General features: G+C 73.5%; 19 protein-coding genes and 1 pseudogene. 7 read left to right on the top strand and 13 right to left on the bottom strand.

The window, feature by feature from the left end; genetic code table 11:
- Positions 1-206: pseudogene (locus tag AB0J52_RS09300) on the bottom strand (hypothetical protein); the annotation flags it as partial.
- A gap of 107 nt (positions 207-313) precedes the next feature.
- On the opposite strand from AB0J52_RS09300, the gene AB0J52_RS09295 reads away from it, so the two are divergent.
- Positions 314-787, top strand: a complete 474-nt coding sequence (locus AB0J52_RS09295; RefSeq protein ID WP_500181079.1) for an Lrp/AsnC family transcriptional regulator — start codon at positions 314-316, stop codon at positions 785-787.
- Between the two features lie 75 nt (positions 788-862).
- The gene (locus tag AB0J52_RS09290) at positions 863-2,224 is read left to right on the top strand and encodes an FAD-binding oxidoreductase (RefSeq protein ID WP_500181078.1); all 1,362 of its coding nucleotides are present in this window, start codon (positions 863-865) and stop codon (positions 2,222-2,224) included.
- Between the two features lie 10 nt (positions 2,225-2,234).
- On the opposite strand, the gene AB0J52_RS09285 is transcribed toward AB0J52_RS09290, so the two are convergent.
- From AB0J52_RS09285 to AB0J52_RS09270, 4 genes are all read right to left on the bottom strand, one after another.
- Positions 2,235-2,861 carry a DsbA family oxidoreductase gene (locus AB0J52_RS09285; protein WP_500181077.1) on the bottom strand — a complete coding sequence of 209 codons (627 nt, stop codon included), beginning with the start codon at positions 2,859-2,861 and terminating at the stop codon, positions 2,235-2,237.
- A complete protein-coding gene (locus tag AB0J52_RS09280) occupies positions 2,858-4,312 on the bottom strand; it encodes an MDR family MFS transporter (protein ID WP_500181076.1) in 1,455 nt (484 codons plus the stop codon). The genes AB0J52_RS09285 and AB0J52_RS09280 overlap by 4 nt, the downstream gene beginning before the upstream one ends.
- A gap of 14 nt (positions 4,313-4,326) precedes the next feature.
- Positions 4,327-4,938 carry an NADPH-dependent FMN reductase gene (locus AB0J52_RS09275; protein WP_500181075.1) on the bottom strand — a complete coding sequence of 204 codons (612 nt, stop codon included), beginning with the start codon at positions 4,936-4,938 and terminating at the stop codon, positions 4,327-4,329.
- Positions 4,939-5,087: 149 nt separating this feature from the next.
- Positions 5,088-5,681 (bottom strand): TIGR04222 domain-containing membrane protein, encoded by a 594-nt coding sequence (locus AB0J52_RS09270; protein ID WP_500181074.1) that lies wholly within the window; start codon positions 5,679-5,681, stop codon positions 5,088-5,090.
- A gap of 41 nt (positions 5,682-5,722) precedes the next feature.
- Between AB0J52_RS09270 and AB0J52_RS09265 the strand changes: the two genes are divergently transcribed.
- The gene (locus AB0J52_RS09265) at positions 5,723-6,217 is read left to right on the top strand and encodes a DinB family protein (protein ID WP_500181073.1); all 495 of its coding nucleotides are present in this window, start codon (positions 5,723-5,725) and stop codon (positions 6,215-6,217) included.
- A gap of 123 nt (positions 6,218-6,340) precedes the next feature.
- Here the strand turns inward: AB0J52_RS09265 and AB0J52_RS09260 are convergent, their stop codons facing one another.
- The 4 genes from AB0J52_RS09260 to AB0J52_RS09245 all read right to left on the bottom strand — a co-directional run bounded on the left by AB0J52_RS09260 (position 6,341) and on the right by AB0J52_RS09245 (position 9,017).
- Entirely contained in the window at positions 6,341-7,261 is a 921-nt protein-coding gene (locus tag AB0J52_RS09260) for a mycothiol transferase (RefSeq protein WP_500181072.1), read from the bottom strand.
- 50 nt (positions 7,262-7,311) lie between these two features.
- Positions 7,312-7,764 carry a MaoC family dehydratase gene (locus tag AB0J52_RS09255; RefSeq protein ID WP_500181071.1) on the bottom strand — a complete coding sequence of 151 codons (453 nt, stop codon included), beginning with the start codon at positions 7,762-7,764 and terminating at the stop codon, positions 7,312-7,314.
- Between the two features lie 120 nt (positions 7,765-7,884).
- Positions 7,885-8,184, bottom strand: coding sequence for an AzlD domain-containing protein (locus AB0J52_RS09250; RefSeq protein WP_500181070.1), 300 nt, complete (start codon positions 8,182-8,184; stop codon positions 7,885-7,887).
- Complete coding sequence (locus tag AB0J52_RS09245) at positions 8,181-9,017, bottom strand: AzlC family ABC transporter permease (RefSeq protein WP_500181069.1); 837 nt, start codon at positions 9,015-9,017, stop codon at positions 8,181-8,183. Before AB0J52_RS09245 ends, AB0J52_RS09250 begins: the two co-directional genes overlap by 4 nt.
- Positions 9,018-9,083: 66 nt before the next feature.
- On the opposite strand from AB0J52_RS09245, the gene AB0J52_RS09240 reads away from it, so the two are divergent.
- From AB0J52_RS09240 to AB0J52_RS09230, 3 genes are all read left to right on the top strand, one after another.
- Positions 9,084-9,647 carry a helix-turn-helix domain-containing protein gene (locus AB0J52_RS09240; protein ID WP_500181068.1) on the top strand — a complete coding sequence of 188 codons (564 nt, stop codon included), beginning with the start codon at positions 9,084-9,086 and terminating at the stop codon, positions 9,645-9,647.
- 171 nt (positions 9,648-9,818) lie between these two features.
- Positions 9,819-10,721 (top strand): hypothetical protein, encoded by a 903-nt coding sequence (locus AB0J52_RS09235; protein ID WP_500181067.1) that lies wholly within the window; start codon positions 9,819-9,821, stop codon positions 10,719-10,721.
- A gap of 100 nt (positions 10,722-10,821) precedes the next feature.
- Positions 10,822-11,325 (top strand): carboxymuconolactone decarboxylase family protein, encoded by a 504-nt coding sequence (locus tag AB0J52_RS09230; RefSeq protein WP_500181066.1) that lies wholly within the window; start codon positions 10,822-10,824, stop codon positions 11,323-11,325.
- Here the strand turns inward: AB0J52_RS09230 and AB0J52_RS09225 are convergent.
- The 4 genes from AB0J52_RS09225 to AB0J52_RS09210 all read right to left on the bottom strand — a co-directional run bounded on the left by AB0J52_RS09225 (position 11,318) and on the right by AB0J52_RS09210 (position 13,943).
- Positions 11,318-11,869 (bottom strand): EF-hand domain-containing protein, encoded by a 552-nt coding sequence (locus AB0J52_RS09225; protein WP_500181065.1) that lies wholly within the window; start codon positions 11,867-11,869, stop codon positions 11,318-11,320. The genes AB0J52_RS09230 and AB0J52_RS09225 overlap by 8 nt on opposite strands.
- A 108-nt stretch (positions 11,870-11,977) precedes the next feature.
- Complete coding sequence (locus AB0J52_RS09220) at positions 11,978-12,979, bottom strand: ATP-dependent DNA ligase (RefSeq protein ID WP_500181064.1); 1,002 nt, start codon at positions 12,977-12,979, stop codon at positions 11,978-11,980.
- A gap of 178 nt (positions 12,980-13,157) precedes the next feature.
- The gene (locus tag AB0J52_RS09215) at positions 13,158-13,523 is read right to left on the bottom strand and encodes a YdeI/OmpD-associated family protein (protein WP_500181063.1); all 366 of its coding nucleotides are present in this window, start codon (positions 13,521-13,523) and stop codon (positions 13,158-13,160) included.
- A 6-nt stretch (positions 13,524-13,529) separates the two neighbouring features.
- On the bottom strand, positions 13,530-13,943 hold the full coding sequence (locus tag AB0J52_RS09210; protein ID WP_500181062.1) for a VOC family protein: 414 nt from the start codon (positions 13,941-13,943) through the stop codon (positions 13,530-13,532).
- Positions 13,944-14,034: 91 nt separating this feature from the next.
- On the opposite strand from AB0J52_RS09210, the gene AB0J52_RS09205 reads away from it, so the two are divergent.
- Positions 14,035-14,217: helix-turn-helix transcriptional regulator (locus AB0J52_RS09205; protein ID WP_500181061.1), on the top strand; the 183-nt coding region annotated here is incomplete at its 3' end.

Genomic DNA, 14,217 nt, shown 5'->3' with positions numbered 1-14,217 from the left:
GTCAGCGCGACCGGGGCGCTGAGCGCGAGCAGCGCGGCCCACGCGAGGATCGCGGCGGGTCCGGCCGCGGCGGCGGCGAGGTGCGGCAGCGCGAGGACGCCGGGGCCGAGCACCGCGCCGGTCAGCAGCGCGGTGCCGGTGCCGACTCCGAGCCCGCCCCGCCGGGGGGCGGGAAGGGCGGACGCGGGCTCCTGGACGGTGGTCAACGAGCACTCCCTGAGATGTCCGAGATTTCGCCATGAAGGTAGGCATTCGGACGGCCCGGTGGCGCTCCCGCCGAACGTCCGGCCGGAAAAAGGCCAGAATCGCGGGCATGGACGAACTTGATTCGGAAATCGTGCGGATTCTCCAGGCGAACGCTCGGATCTCCAACCGGGAGCTCGCCCGCGTGGTCGGCGTCGCGCCGTCCACCTGCCTGGAGCGGGTGCGCGCGCTGACCCGGCGCGGCGTGATCCGCGGCTACCACGCCGACATCGACCTCAAGGCGCTCGACCGGGGCGTGCAGGCGCTGGTGGCGCTGCAGATCCGGCCGCTGAGCCGCGCGGTCATCGACGCCGCGATCGCGTACGTGAGCACGCTGCCCGAGGTGATCGGCGTGTTCATGGTGGCGGGCGGTGACGACCTGGTGCTGCACGTCGCCGTCCGGGACCTGGACGACCTGCACGCGATGCTGCTGGACCGGCTGAGCAAGCGGCCGGAGGTCGCCGGGTTCCGGACGTCGGTGGTCTTCGAGCACGTCCGCAACCCGGTGCTCGCCCCGCTCTCCATAAGCGACGCTTCTGACTGACAGAAAAAACGTGTCTTGGACTTATGGATCATCGCGGAGCAGGCTGGGAGGTGAGCAAGCGAGAAGGGAACGGCGATGACGATTCCGGACTTCCACGGACCTGTCCTGACCAGCGCGGACGACGGATACGACGAGGCGCGCGGCGGCTTCCAGCTGTCCGGGTGGCACCGCCCGGAGGTGGTGGCGGTCGCGTCCGGGGCGTCCGACGTGGTGGCCGCCGTGCGGCACGCGGTGGGACGCGGGCTCCCGGTCGCGGTGCAGAACACCGGCCACGGCCTCCCGCTCCCCGCGGACGGCGGCCTGCTGGTCAGCACGCGCGCCCTGACCGGCGTCACCGTGGACCCCGCCACCCGCACGGCCCGCGTCGAAGCGGGCGCGCGCTGGGGGGACGTCGTCCGCGCCGCCGCGCCCCACGGCCTGGCCGGGGCGAACGGCTCCGCGCCGGGTGTCGGCGTGGTGTCCTACCTGCTCGGCGGCGGGATCTCCATCCTCGGCCGGACGGTCGGGCACGCCTCCGACCACGTCCGGGCGATCGAGGCCGTCACCGCGGACGGCGCGCTGCGGCGCGTCACCGCCGAGTCCGACCCGGACCTGTTCTGGGCCCTGCGCGGCGGCCGCGCCAACTTCGGCGTCGTGACCGCCGTCGAGTTCGGCCTGTTCCCGCTGGACCGGCTCTACGGCGGCGGCCTCTACTTCGACGCCGAGCACGTCCCGGCGGTCCTCGCGGCCTACCGCGAGTGGACGGCGAGCGTCCCGGACGAGATGAACTCGTCGGTCGCTCTCATCCCGCTACCCGACGTGCCGGGGGTGCCCGAGCCGCTGCGCGGGCGGCACGTCGCGCACGTCCGGATCGCCTACCTGGGCGACGCGGCGGCGGGCGAGCGCCTCGTCGCGCCGCTGCGCGAGGTCGCGCCCCGGCTGGTCGACGACGTCCGGGAGATGCCGTACGCGGAGGTCGGAACGATCCACAATGAACCGGACGTCCCGATGGGGTACCACGCCACCCACGCGCTGGTAGGAGAGCTGCCGCAGAGCGCCGTGGACGAGGCGCTGGCCATCACCGGCCCGGGCGGCTCGGACGCCCCGCGGATCATGGAGATCCGCCACCTCGGCGGCGCGATGGCCAAGGCCCCGGAGGTCCCGAGCGCCGTCGGCCACCGCGACGCCGCCCACCTGGTCGCCTTCCTGTCCCCGCTGCGGCGCGACGCGACGGCGGACGGCGTGCGAGACCTCCACGACCGCCTGGACGCCACGGTCGCGCCGTGGAAGCTGGGTCACGCGCTCAACTTCCTGTACGGCGCGAACGCGACGGTCGAGAACGTCCGGGCGGCTTACGAGCCGGGTGACCACGACCGGCTGACGAGGCTGAAGGCCGAGTACGACCCGTCCAACCTGTTCCGGCTGAACCACAACATCCCGCCCGCGTCCCGGCACTGATCCGGCGGCCTCAGCGCGACCCGCCGCCCGCCGTCTGAGCGGCGGCGCGCATGGCGGTGAGCAGGTCGTCGGTGGACGGCGCGCCGGGCGGTAGCGTCCGGTCACCGATGACGAAGCGCGGCACGCTCGTCACCCCCTCCGCGCGCACCCGTCCGATCGCCTCGCGGACCTCGCCGGTGAGGTCGTCCGGCCGCCACGGGACGCCGAGCTCCTCCGCCACCTCGGCCAGGACCGTCCGGTCGGCGACGTTGAGGCCGTCGCCGAAGTACGCGCGGAACATCCGCCGGGCCGCCTCCTCGCCCTTCCCGTGCAGGGCGGCGGCCGCGACCAGCCCGTGCGCGTCGAGGGTGTTGGCGAACACCGCGCGGTCGAACCGCATCGTGAACCCGTCGCGCGCGGCGAGCGCGGCCATCCGGTCGGTGTTGCGCTTCGCCTCCGGGCCGAACACGCGCCGGTGCACCTCGGCGAGCGGCTCTCCGGCGGTCGGCGCGTCCGGGACGATCTGGAACGGCCGGTAGACGACCTCCGCTTCACCGCCCTCGGCGCGGAACCGCTCCAGCGCGTTCTCCAGCCGGGCGTGGGCCAGGGCGGACCAGGCGCACGCGATGTCCTCGGTCATCTCGACGCGGACCTTCATGAGGACTCCTTCTCGGTCGAACGGCGGTGGATCAGCAGGGCGGGCACGAGAGCGGCCACGACCAGCGTGAGCGGGAGGTAGTAGGTGAGCTGGAAGGCGTGCGCGAGGGTCGGCGCCGCGTCCTCGCGGACGGCTCCGGCCATGCGGTGGACGGCCTGGATCCCGCCGTCCGGCAAGCGGGCCGACAGCAGCGCGCTGGCCGACGCCGTCCCGACCGCCGCCATGGTGGTCGTCACCAGGTTGACGGTGGTGCTCGCGGCGGGCGCCTGGTCGTGCGATACGCCGCGGGTCGCGGCCGTCATCGCGGGCATGATCGTCGCGCCGCCGCCCGCGCCGATGAGCATCGTCGCGCCCGCGAGGCCCCAGTAGGAGGCGTCCGCGGTGAGCTGGACGAGCAGCAGCGCGAACCCGGACGCGGCGACCAGGACCGACACCGGGACGATCCGCCCGGGCCCGATCCGGTCCGCCAGCCGCCCGGCGACCTGCATGGCCGTCCCGGACGCGAACGCGGCCGGCATCGCCAGCAGCCCGGCGACCGTCGCGGACTCGCCGCGCACGAGCTGGAAGTACAGCGGGGCCAGGATCATCGTGCCGAAGTAGCCCGCGCAGAACACCGCCATCGTGCCGGTCGCGGCGGAGAACGTCCGCGTCCGGAAGAGCCGCAGGTCGATGAGCGGATGCGCGGCGAACCGCGCCCGGACCGCGAACGCGGCCGCCAGCGCGAGCCCGGCCGCGATCCACCCGAACGCGGCCGCGCCGGACGCGCCGTCCCCGAACCGGGTCACGCCGTAGATCAGCGCGGCGAGGCCGGGGGAGAGCAGCAGCAGCCCGGGGACGTCCAGCGCGCGCCGCGTGCCGGGGACGTCGGCGGGGAACAGCCGTCCGGCCAGCAGCAGGATCGCCAGCCCGACCGGCAGGTTGATGAAGAACATCCAGCGCCACGACACCTGGTCGATCAGCCAGCCGCCGAGCGCGGGCCCGGCGAGCGGGCCGACGAGGATCGCCAGCCCGTTGGTGCCCATCAGCTTGCCGAGCTCCTCCGGCTTCGCCGCGCGGATCAGGATGGTCATGCCGGCGGGCATCACCAGCCCGCCCGCCAGGCCCTGCACCACCCGGAACGCGATCATCGACGGGACGTTCCAGGCCAGCCCGGCCAGCACCGAGCCGAGGACGAACGCCGTGACGGCCGTCAGGTAAAGCCGCTTCGCCCCGAACCGCCCGACGGCCCACGCCGCCGTCGGCACCATCGCGCCGAGCGCCAGCGAGTACCCGGTGGCGATCCACTGGATCGTCGCGAGCGAGGCGTCGAACGTCTGGGACAGCCGGTTGATCGCGACGTTCACGACCGTGGTGTCGAGCGAGACCATCACCCCGCCGAGCACCAGGACCAGCGCGAGCGTCATCGGCCGGGTCGCGCGCGGCGTCGCGGCGCCGGTCCCGCCGCGCGTCATCGTGGCGGCCATCGTCAGGCCCCCACGTACGGGCGGACGGAGCGGGCGTCGCGCAGCGCGCCGCCCCACCAGCCGAGCTGGTCCAGCATCCGGTGGGCGGCGGCGCGCGCGTCCGGGCAGGCGGCGTCGAACGTCGTCCACGGGTTGTGCACGCTGACCACGTTCCGGACGGTCGTGGCGTGCAGTTCGGCGAACACCTGGCGCAGGTGCTCGACCGCGCGCAGCCCGCCCGACATCCCGCCGTACGACACGAACGCGACGGGCTTGGCCTCCCACTGCGTCCGGTGCGCGTCGATGAACTCCTTCAGCCCGCCCGGGAAGCTGTGGTTGTACTCGGGCGTGACCACCACGAACGCGTCCGCGCGGGCCAGCTTCCCGGTCGCCTCGGCGAACGCGTGCGCCGCCTCGGCCGCCGGGGGACGGGGTGCGCCCTCCGCCGGCGGCATGGTCTCGGCGAGGTCGATGACCTCGGTTTCCATGTCGTCCCGGGACCGGGCCACCCCGGTGAACCAGTCGGCGATCGTCGGGCCGTACCGGCCGGGCCGGGTGCTGCCGATGATCGCCGCGACCCGCAGCGGCGGGGCTTCGGACGGCGGTCGGTGCGGATCGCGGGGGGTCTCGCCCATCGCTGCGCCTCCAGTGGTCGCGCGCCCCGACGACCGGGACGACGCGGTCCACTCTGCGACCTCAACAATGGTTGAGGTCAACGGCCCGAGCCGCGTGACGGTCGTCTCACGCCCCGCCTGACGGTCGTCTCACGCCCTGTGCGCCGGGCTCACCAGCCGCCGCCGCTCCCGCCGCCGCCGTCCGCTCCGTATCCGGAAGCGTTGCCGTCGGGCGGGTCGTACTCGCCGTACCCGCGCCCGTTCCCCAGCGGATGGCGGCGGAGCCAGCGGACGCCCGAGAGGTCCGGGTCGGACGTGGCGAACGTCGTGCGCAGCCGCTCGTCCGCGATCCCCGCCTCCCCGAGCACCGCCACCCGCTCCAGCGGCGTCGCGGGATCGAGGTCCGTCCGCGCGCGGCGTCCGCGTGAGGTGCGGAACCGTCCGCGCAGCAGGCCCCGCGCCACCAGTTCCTCACGGATGCCCGCGACCGCGTCCGACCCGGCCACCAGCCGCCTGACCTCACCGAGCAGGGCGCCCGAGGAGGGGATCGCGGCCAGCACCACGGCCGTCATCGGATCGGCGTCCCCGTCCGGGGGAGCCGGCGATGCGGCCGTGACCCGGTGCCGTGCCAGGGCGATCTTGATGACGTCGTCCTGAGCCGCCCGGACGAGGGCGACGAGCGCGACGCGGTCGGCGCCTCCGCACAGGTAGGCCGTCTCGTAGAGGTCCATCGCGCCTCCCTGGCGTCGGTCCGCGCTGATCACAGCGTGGCGGTCCGGCGCACGTCCGGCAATAGGCTGGCGGGGTGGACGGAACCGGCGGCGGGGCGGACGGCGAGCGCGCGACGCTCGTCGCCGCTCTCGAAGGGCAGCGGGACGCGCTCGCGATGGTGTGCGCCGGGCTGGCCGACGAGCGGATGGCGGCTCCGGCCGCCGCCCCCTCGGCGCTCACCCTCGCCGGTCTCGTCGGGCACATGGCGGAGGTCGAACGAGCCTGGTTCCGCCGCGTCTTCGCAGGTGAGGACGTGCAGCTGCGGTGGTCCCGGTTCCCCGGCGACGACTTCGGGTTCGACGGCCCCGCCGAGGCCGCCTACGACGCCTGGTACGAGGAGTGCGCGCGGTCCCGCGCGATCGTCGCCGCCGCGCCCGGCCTGGACGCGACCGGCGTCCACCCGAGGCGCGGCGCGGTCTCGCTGCGCTGGATCCTCTGCCACATGATCGAGGAGTACGCCCGGCACAACGGGCACGCCGAGGTGCTGCGCGGCGCGATCGACGGGACCCCGGTCACCGTGGACCGGTGAAGGCCGAACTCACCAGCGTCCAACTCACCGGCGTCCCCGAGACGCTGCTGTGGAACCTCGGCAACCGCGCGGCCGAGGCCCGTCCCGCGGACGCGGTGCCGCCCTGAGCGGGGCCGGCGCGCGTCACTCGCCGGTGACGCCGTCGATGTGCTCGCGGAGCAGGTCGGCGTGCCCGTTGTGGCGCGCGTACTCCTCGATCATGTGCGTGACGACCCAGCGGACCGAGTACGTCTCGTCCCGCCAGCGGACGGCCTGGTCCAGCTCCCGAGCCGCGACCACGGCGCGCGAGTTGTCGCACTCGGCGCGCCACGCCGCGAACATCTCGTCCGGGTCCGCGTCGTCCACGTCGAAGTCGGTGCTCTCGCCGTCGCCGGTCCGCGGCCAGAGCCCGCCGCCGCTCTCGCCGCAGACCACTCCGCGGAACCAGCCGTGCTCGACCTCGGCCATGTGCCGGACGAGTCCGAGCAGCGACAGTTCCGAGGGAGGCAGCGCCCTGCGCCGGAGCTGCTCGGCGTCGAGGCCCTCGCACTTCATCGCGAGGGTGGCGCGCTGCCAGTCGAGGAACCCGGCCAGCGTGTTGCGCTCGGTGGACGTCCGCGCGGGCTCGAACCGCCCGTGGTCGTCCAGCGTCCGCACGAGCCGGAAACGCTGGACCACCACGAGGGTGTCATCGTCCACGGTGAAGCCAGGGTCGCCCATCGCGGCGCGCACCTCCGCGCCGTGCCAGAAGTCCTCGTGCGCCGCCCGCCACTCGGCGACCGACCGGTGGCCCTCGCCCTCGTCCCGGGCGTGCTCCCAGCCGACGTCCGCCAGCCGGACGGTGTCCACCGCGACCGTCTCCAGCACCGCCACGTCCCGCTCGGCCGAGTCGACCACGACGCCCCGCCGCCCGACCTCGGGCAGCGGCTCGCCCTCGGCCTCGTAGGCGGCCACGAGGCCGGTGGTGCTCGTCTTCGCGCCGGACAGGACCGCGGCCACGAGCTTGTCGCGCAGCGGACCCGGAAACGCGAACTCCACCCGGGGCAGCCCGTCCAGATCACTCACCCCGGGGACGCTAGCGCACCGGCGATCACCACGGCCGCCCGCCCGGCGTCCTACGGGACGTACAGGGAGAGCGTCTCGGCGACGCAGGCGGCGCGGCGCTCGCCTTCGACCTCGACCGTCAGCTTGACCGTCGACAGCCGTCCGGCCGGGGAGTTCTTGATGTCCATCAGCTGCGCGCCGCCGCGGATCCGCGACCCGACCTTCACCGGCGCCGGGAACCGCACCCGGTTCAGCCCGACGTTCACGCCCATGGACAGCCCGTCGATGTGGAAGATCTCCGGCATGAACGCGCTGACCAGCGACAACGTCAGGTAGCCGTGCGCGATCGTGGTGCCGAACGGGCCGTCCTTGGCCCGCTCGGGATCGACGTGGATCCACTGCCGGTCGTCGGTCGCCTCGGCGAACAGGTCGATCTGCCGCTGCTCCACCGTCCGCCACGGGCTGTACCCCAGGTGCTCGCCCTTGGCGGCGGCGAACTCGTCCACACTCGCGAAACGCCTCATGCCTTGATCCTTCGGCGTCCGCGTGACCCGCGGCAATGCGGCATGCGACAAACCCGCGCCCGCACTCTTGTCGGACGCCCGCTCGTCCAGGGCCGCCTTCGCCCGGGTCACACGCGCGGGTCACAGCAGCCGGAGCACGGCCGTCGTGGCGGCGGCGGCGAGGACGGCGACCATGAACGACGCCTTCCGCCACGCCAGGACGCCCCCGACCAGCACGCCGATGGGACGCGCGGCGTCCGCCGGTCCGTCGCCCTCGGTCAGCGCGGTGACCGCGACCAGCGCGGTCAGCAGCACGACCGCGGACGCGTCGAGCAGCCGCTCGAAGCTCGGCGGGAAGGTGATCCGGGTCCGCAGCAGCGGCCCGGACAGGCGCAGCAGGTACGTCCCGGCGGCCAGGGCGAGCATCGAAACGACGATCATGCCCGCCCCCGCTCCACGCCCTGACCCGACTCCACGCCCTGACCCGACTCCACGCCCTGACCCGACTCCACGCCCTGACCCGGCTGGACGCCCTGTCTCGACCCGACGCCCTGACCCGGCTCGGTGTCCTGCCCCGGATCAACGTCCCGCCCCGGATCTGCGCCCTGGCTCGGTTCGGTGTTCCGCCCGCCGAGCAGCGGCAGCGCCGCGAGCGCGGCGAGGCTGGCCAGCAGCGGGAGCCCGACGGGCAGCAGTGGCACGCACACGAGCGCGATGACCGCGCCCAGCAGCGCCGGACGCCGCGTCCCCTTGTCCCGCAGCGACGGCAGGATCAGCGCGAGGATCACGACCGGGAACATCGCGTCCAGCCCGAACGCGTCCGGGTCGCTGACCGTCGAGCCGACGCCCGCGCCGAGCAGCGCCCCGAGCGGCCAGCACAGCAGGACGCCGAAGCCGCACGTCCAGTAGGACCGCGCCGCGCCCTCCTTGCGGGTGAGCGCGAACACGACCGACTCGTCGTTCATCAGGTGGACGCCGAGCGCCCGCCGCCACCCGCCGCCGAGGACGTCCGGCAGCGCCAGCCCGTAGGGGAGGTGCCGGGCGTTGACCAGCAGCCCGGCCAGGGCCGCCGCGATCGGCGAGCCGCCCGCGCCGACGATCCCGACGAACAGGAACTCCGACGATCCGGCGAGGACCAGCGTCCCCATCACCACCGGGAACCAGAAGGGCAGCCCGGACGCGACCGAGACCGCGCCGTAGGACACCGAGGTCACACCCACGGCCAGGCACACCAGCGCGATGTCCCGGTCGACTGTTCTCCATATCGAACGCACGTAGTCCAAAATGAACGATCCGGGCGTGTTCGTCAAATCGAACCATGTTCACTAGGATGAACGCCCATGAGCGAGCAGACCGCCCGTCCGCCGATGGAGTTCATCGCCGCCGCGCTGCGCCGCGAACGCGCCCGCGGCGGCCTGTCGCTGACCGAGGTCGCCCGCCGCGCCGGGGTCGCCAAGTCCACGCTGTCCCAGCTGGAGTCGGGCGCGGGCAACCCGAGCGTCGAGACCCTGTGGGCGCTCGCCGTCGCGCTGGACGTCCCGTTCGCCCAGCTCGTCGCGCAGCCCGTCCCGCGCGTCCAGGTGATCCGCGCGGGCGAGGGGCCGTCGCTGACCGCCGACCGCGCCGACTACCGCGCGACCGTCCTCGCGTCCTGCCCTCCCGGCGCCCGCCGCGACGTCTACCAGATCACCGCAGAGCCCGGCCCGCCCCGCGTGTCCGACCCCCACATGCCCGGCGTCGTCGAGCACGTCGTCCTCAGCACCGGACGCGCCCTCGTCGGCCTCCTGGACGATCCCGTCGAGCTCGCCCCCGGCGACTACATCGCCTATCCGGGCGACCTCCCCCACACCTTCCAGGCCCTCGAACCCGGCACCCGCGCGACCCTCATCTCCGAACACACCTGACGCCCCGGGCCCATGCGGTTACGGGAAAAGTGAAACCCGTTACGAAAGGTGATTCCGCACGTCCTGTTCTGGTCATCTGCCGCCCGCACCGCAGCGATCCGCCGGACCATGAGCGATATTCGTCCGGAACGACGGTTCACGGGGGCAAGGGGGCGTTCAACGGTGAGTTCGGTGTTCTCCAATGCCGTGCTGGACGACGACACGCGGCGGGGGCTGCTCTTCCAGGGCGAGGTGTTCGTCTACTCGGCCACTCCGGCGTCCCGGGCGCTGATCGGGTTCGCGCGCGAGCTGATCGACGAGGCGTTCGGCGGCCGCGACCCGGAGACGGCGCAGCACGAGATGGAGGTCGGCGCGTTCGCCGCCCTCCTGGCGGAGCTCAAGCCCCGCTTCATCCACCATCCGCGCTGCCGGGCCCTGCTGCCCGAGCTGCTGGCGGAGATGGGCTGCGACCCGTCCCGCACCTACTTCGACGTGCCGCGGCTGCGGACCTCCACGTCCGGCGACTACCTCACGACCGGTATCTCCTACGCCTTCCACCCGCACCGGGACTGCTGGTACTCCGCCCCGTTCAACCAGGTCAACTGGTGGATCCCGGTCTTCGGGATCGTCCCGGAGAACGCGATGGCCTTCCACCCGCGCTACTTCGACCGCCCGGTCCTGAACGGCAGCGCGCGCTACGACTACGCCGAGTGGAACCGGACGAGCCGCCGCACGGCCGCCCGGCACATCGGCACCGACACCCGCGAACAGCCGAAGGCCGAGGAGCCGGTCGAGCTGGACCCGCAGATCCGGGTGGTGCCCGAAGCGGGCGGCCTGCTGGTCTTCTCCGGCGCGCAGTTCCACTCGACCGTCCCGAACACCTCCGGCCGGACGCGCTTCAGCATCGACTTCCGCACCGTCCACCTGGACGACGTCCGCGCCCGCCGCGGCGCGCCGAACGTGGACGCCGCCTGCACCGGCACCACGCTGCGCGACTTCGTCCGCTGCTCCGACCTCGCCGCCATGCCCGAGGAGCTCGCGCTCGACTACGAGAAGCGCGCCCTCGCCAACCCCCTGCGCGCCGCCCCCGCCTGACCCGCCCCGCGCCGTGTGGCGGACGCCACGCGCCCGCATGTCACATCTCCCGGGCCGTAGCCATCTTCTGTACGACGGCTACCGACACAAGGAGTGCGACATGGCGGCTCATGTGCGTCTCATCGGCGACCCGGCGGCCACCGCCGAGATCGCCGACCACCTCGGTCCGGCGATCAGGACGGTCCTGGAGCAGTCGACGCTGCCGGCCTCGGTCCAGAACCTCGTGCTGCTGCGCGCGAGCCAGCTCAACGGCGACACCCGCGCCGCCGGCATGTGGAGCCGGCACGCCGCGCGGGCCGGGGAGAGCGCCGCCCGCATCGCCCAGGTCGCGGCCTGGCGCGACGCGGCGGTGTTCACCCCGGCCGAGCGCGCGGCCCTGGAACTCGCCGAGCAGGGCGCCCGCATCGCCGCGGGCGCCGCCGCCTCCGACGGGACCTGGACGGACGCCGCCGAGCACTACGGCCACGCGGAACTGGCCGACCTCGTGATGCTCATCGCCCTGGTGAACGCCACCGGCGGCATGGGCGCGATCATCGGCCGCCGCGACCCGGAGCACCGCCCGGAGCAACGTCCGGAGCGCCGCCCGGCGCGGCGCGTCAGTTGAAGATCCGTCCGAAGAGGTGGTTGGCGGCCGCGTCGGGGTCGTCCCCGTAGAAGAACTCGATGACGGCGTCGTGGTACTGCGTGCGGCCCAGCGTGCCCGACCCGTCCAGGTCGAGCTGGTTGAAGACGAGGGCGCAGTCGGTGCTGGGGATCTGCATGCCCGCCGCGAAGACCTGGCTGAACTCCGCCAGCGAGATCCTCCCGTCGCGGTCGGCGTCCCCGAGGTCGAAGATGAGGTCGGCGATCCACTTGATCTGCTGGGTGTAGCGGGACCGGTCGGTCAGGGCGGCCATGAACCCCTCGGTCATCTCCGCGCGGTTCACCTGGTCGTCGCCGTTGCGGTCGTAGGGGGCGATGACCCCGACCCAGAACCAGTCCATCGACTCGTTCAGCTGCCGGGCGTGCGGCGAGTTGGGCGGGACGCCCTGGACGGCCACGGCCCGCTCGGCGATCCGCATCAGATCCCCGCGCGCGAGGAGGCCGTCGCCGTCCGCGTCGGCCCCCTGGAACCACTGGTGGTACTTGCGTGTGCGTAGATCTCTCATGCACCCGACCATATGCATCTAGCCACGGACTGATTACTCGGAGTGGTCAAATGATGGCCCGGATCCCCCATGTGCCCCGAACTCGGACGAGTCGGATGCCCGTCCGGCTCACTCCAGGTCGAGGCCGTGCGGCACGTCCAGCGGGTCGAGGTCGCCGCGGACGTCGAGCAGCCGGGCCACGTGCCGCCAGCGCTGGCCGCGTTCGGTGGCGACGTCCACCGACACCTCGACCACCAGGTCCGGCCGGATCCGGTGGTACAGGATCGGCTCGGGCTGCTCGGAGTGCCAGTTCGGGGCCAGCCGCTCCGGCCACGGATGCTCCGGCGGCGCGGGGTACCGCGCGACCAGTTCGGCCGCCAGCTCGGTCCGCAGCCCTGCCGCCGGGGCCGTGGTGCGTCCGGTGATGCGCAGCCGCCCGTCCGGGAAGACGCGTCCGATCACCAGCCCGGCCGGCGCGTCGAACGGACCGAGGAACCCGCCCGCGATCGCCAGGACCGTCCACCGGCGCTTCAGCTTGAACCAGCGCCGCCGGCCCGGCAGGTAGGCGCCGCCGAGCGGCTTGATCACGAGGCCCTCGATGCCCTGGCTGGTCAGCACCTCAAGCCAGAGCTCGGCCTCGCCCCGGTCCGCGGTCTGCGGGGTCAGCACCGCCAGCCCGGTCGGCGGCGCGTCCGCGAACAGTTCCTCCAGCAACCGCCGCCGCTGCTCCAGGGGCAGGCCGCGCACGTCCCCCTCGGCCGCCGTCTCCAGCACGTCGAACACCACCACGTGCACCGGACGCTCGCGCGCCTGCTCGGCGGCGCGTCCGGCGCCGCCCCGGAGCCGCTGCTGCAGAACCTCGAAGTCGAGCCGTCCCGTGGGAGCCCAGTGCACCAGCTCGCCGTCCAGCACCGTCCCCGCCGGAACCTGCCGGCCGACCGCCGCGACCGTCTCGGGGAACAGCGCGGTCAGCCGGGCCAGCGCGCGCGAGTACAGCTCCACCCGCCCGTCCGGCCCCACCCAGACCTGGACCCGGAAGCCGTCCCACTTGGGCTCGAACGCCATCTCGCCGACCGGAATCCGGTCCACGGTGGCCGCGAGCATCGGCTCGACCGGCCCCGCGATCCGCACCGCACCGCCTCCCCACCCCGACCGCCCACCACCCCCCATCCACTCCGCCGAACCCCGCCCCCGCGAACCCCCATGCCGCACCAAGCCGATCCCATCGCCATAACCCACCCACCCCTTGGCGCCCGGCTTGAGCCCTCTTGGCCTGCCGTCCTCCCGGGCAGACGCGGACCGGTGGTGGTCAGGCGGCCGGGGTGGGCCAGCGGCCGTCGTTCTTGGCGGACTCGATCGCGGCGTGACCGGCCGGACGCATCCGTCCGGCGGCCGTCAGCGCCTCGGCCTTCGCCACGTTGATCCGGGACCAGGGGCTCCGGCGGGCGCGCGGCGAGTAGCGCTGCAGGTAATGGTCGTCGTCGAAGGACCGGCGGTGGCTGTCGATCCAGCCGTGGCACAGCGCCTCGTCCAGGGCCTCGTCGATGGTGACGGTCTTCGCGCGGCTCCGCTTCTTGGCGATCAGCAGCCAGACGTCGCGGGCGGTCTCGTGGTGCTCGGCGAGCCACGCCCTCCAGGCGTCGGCGTCGGCCAGGACCAGCGCGTTCCCGGTCATCAGAGGTCAGCCCTTCCGGCCCGCGAGGACGTCCATGTAGTGCCGGTTGGCCATGACGCCGAGGATGTTGCCGAACGGGTCGCGCACCGAGGCGGTGACGAACCCCGGGCCGCGCTCGGTCGGCTTCTCGAACGGCGTCGCCCCCATCTCCAGCAGCCGCTCCCACGTCGCCTCCAGGTCGTCCACGGCCCAGTAGACGATCGCGCCGGTGTCGTCGTCGCCCCGGCCGGACGGGGCGTACCGGGCATCGATGATGCCGAGTTCGTGCTGGTAGTCGCCGACGCGGAACTCCACGTACGCCGGGTCGCCCTGCTCGGGCCGCTGGAAGTAGGCGCCCATGCCGAGGAGCTCGGCGTACCAGTCGCGGGCGGCGGCGACGTCGTGGGCGAAGAAGCTGATGGTGGTGAGTCCGCGGAGCATGTCCTCGTGCCTTCCGTTCGGTGGCTGGTGAGAACGATGATTCCGTGCAAAGTGCTCATCGAATGAGCACTTTTCCTGGCATCTTCGAGGCATGAGAGCGGATCGACTGGTGGCCGTCCTGCTGCTGATGCAGTCGCGCGGCCGGGTGACGGCGGCGGAGGTCGCCGCCGAACTGGAGGTCTCGGTCGCCACGGCCCGCCGCGACCTGGAGGCCCTGTCGGCGGCCGGCATCCCCGTGTACCCGCAGGCCGGACGGGGCGGCGGCTGGGCCCTG

Origin of the sequence: Spirillospora sp. NPDC049652 (genome assembly GCF_040675125.1) — a bacterium.
Taxonomy (GTDB): Bacteria; Actinomycetota; Actinomycetes; order Streptosporangiales; family Streptosporangiaceae; genus Spirillospora.
The sequence above is the reverse complement of the archived record's forward strand: the minus strand, read 5'-3'. Positions and strand labels throughout refer to the sequence as shown.

Bases quoted from the DNA above. Each gene is read 5' to 3' on its own strand.
- AB0J52_RS09295 (WP_500181079.1), top strand. From the start codon at position 314: ATGGACGAACTTGATTCGGAAATCGTGCGGATTCTCCAGGCGAACGCT.
- AB0J52_RS09250 (WP_500181070.1), bottom strand. From the start codon at position 8,184: ATGATCGTCGTTTCGATGCTCGCCCTGGCCGCCGGGACGTACCTGCTG.
- AB0J52_RS09230 (WP_500181066.1), top strand. From the start codon at position 10,822: ATGGCGGCTCATGTGCGTCTCATCGGCGACCCGGCGGCCACCGCCGAG.
- AB0J52_RS09255 (WP_500181071.1), bottom strand. From the start codon at position 7,764: ATGAGGCGTTTCGCGAGTGTGGACGAGTTCGCCGCCGCCAAGGGCGAG.
- AB0J52_RS09240 (WP_500181068.1), top strand. From the start codon at position 9,084: ATGAGCGAGCAGACCGCCCGTCCGCCGATGGAGTTCATCGCCGCCGCG.
- AB0J52_RS09290 (WP_500181078.1), top strand. From the start codon at position 863: ATGACGATTCCGGACTTCCACGGACCTGTCCTGACCAGCGCGGACGAC.
- AB0J52_RS09210 (WP_500181062.1), bottom strand. From the start codon at position 13,943: ATGCTCCGCGGACTCACCACCATCAGCTTCTTCGCCCACGACGTCGCC.
- AB0J52_RS09285 (WP_500181077.1), bottom strand. From the start codon at position 2,861: ATGAAGGTCCGCGTCGAGATGACCGAGGACATCGCGTGCGCCTGGTCC.
- AB0J52_RS09215 (WP_500181063.1), bottom strand. From the start codon at position 13,523: ATGACCGGGAACGCGCTGGTCCTGGCCGACGCCGACGCCTGGAGGGCG.
- AB0J52_RS09275 (WP_500181075.1), bottom strand. From the start codon at position 4,938: ATGGGCGAGACCCCCCGCGATCCGCACCGACCGCCGTCCGAAGCCCCG.
- AB0J52_RS09225 (WP_500181065.1), bottom strand. From the start codon at position 11,869: ATGAGAGATCTACGCACACGCAAGTACCACCAGTGGTTCCAGGGGGCC.
- AB0J52_RS09280 (WP_500181076.1), bottom strand. From the start codon at position 4,312: ATGACGCGCGGCGGGACCGGCGCCGCGACGCCGCGCGCGACCCGGCCG.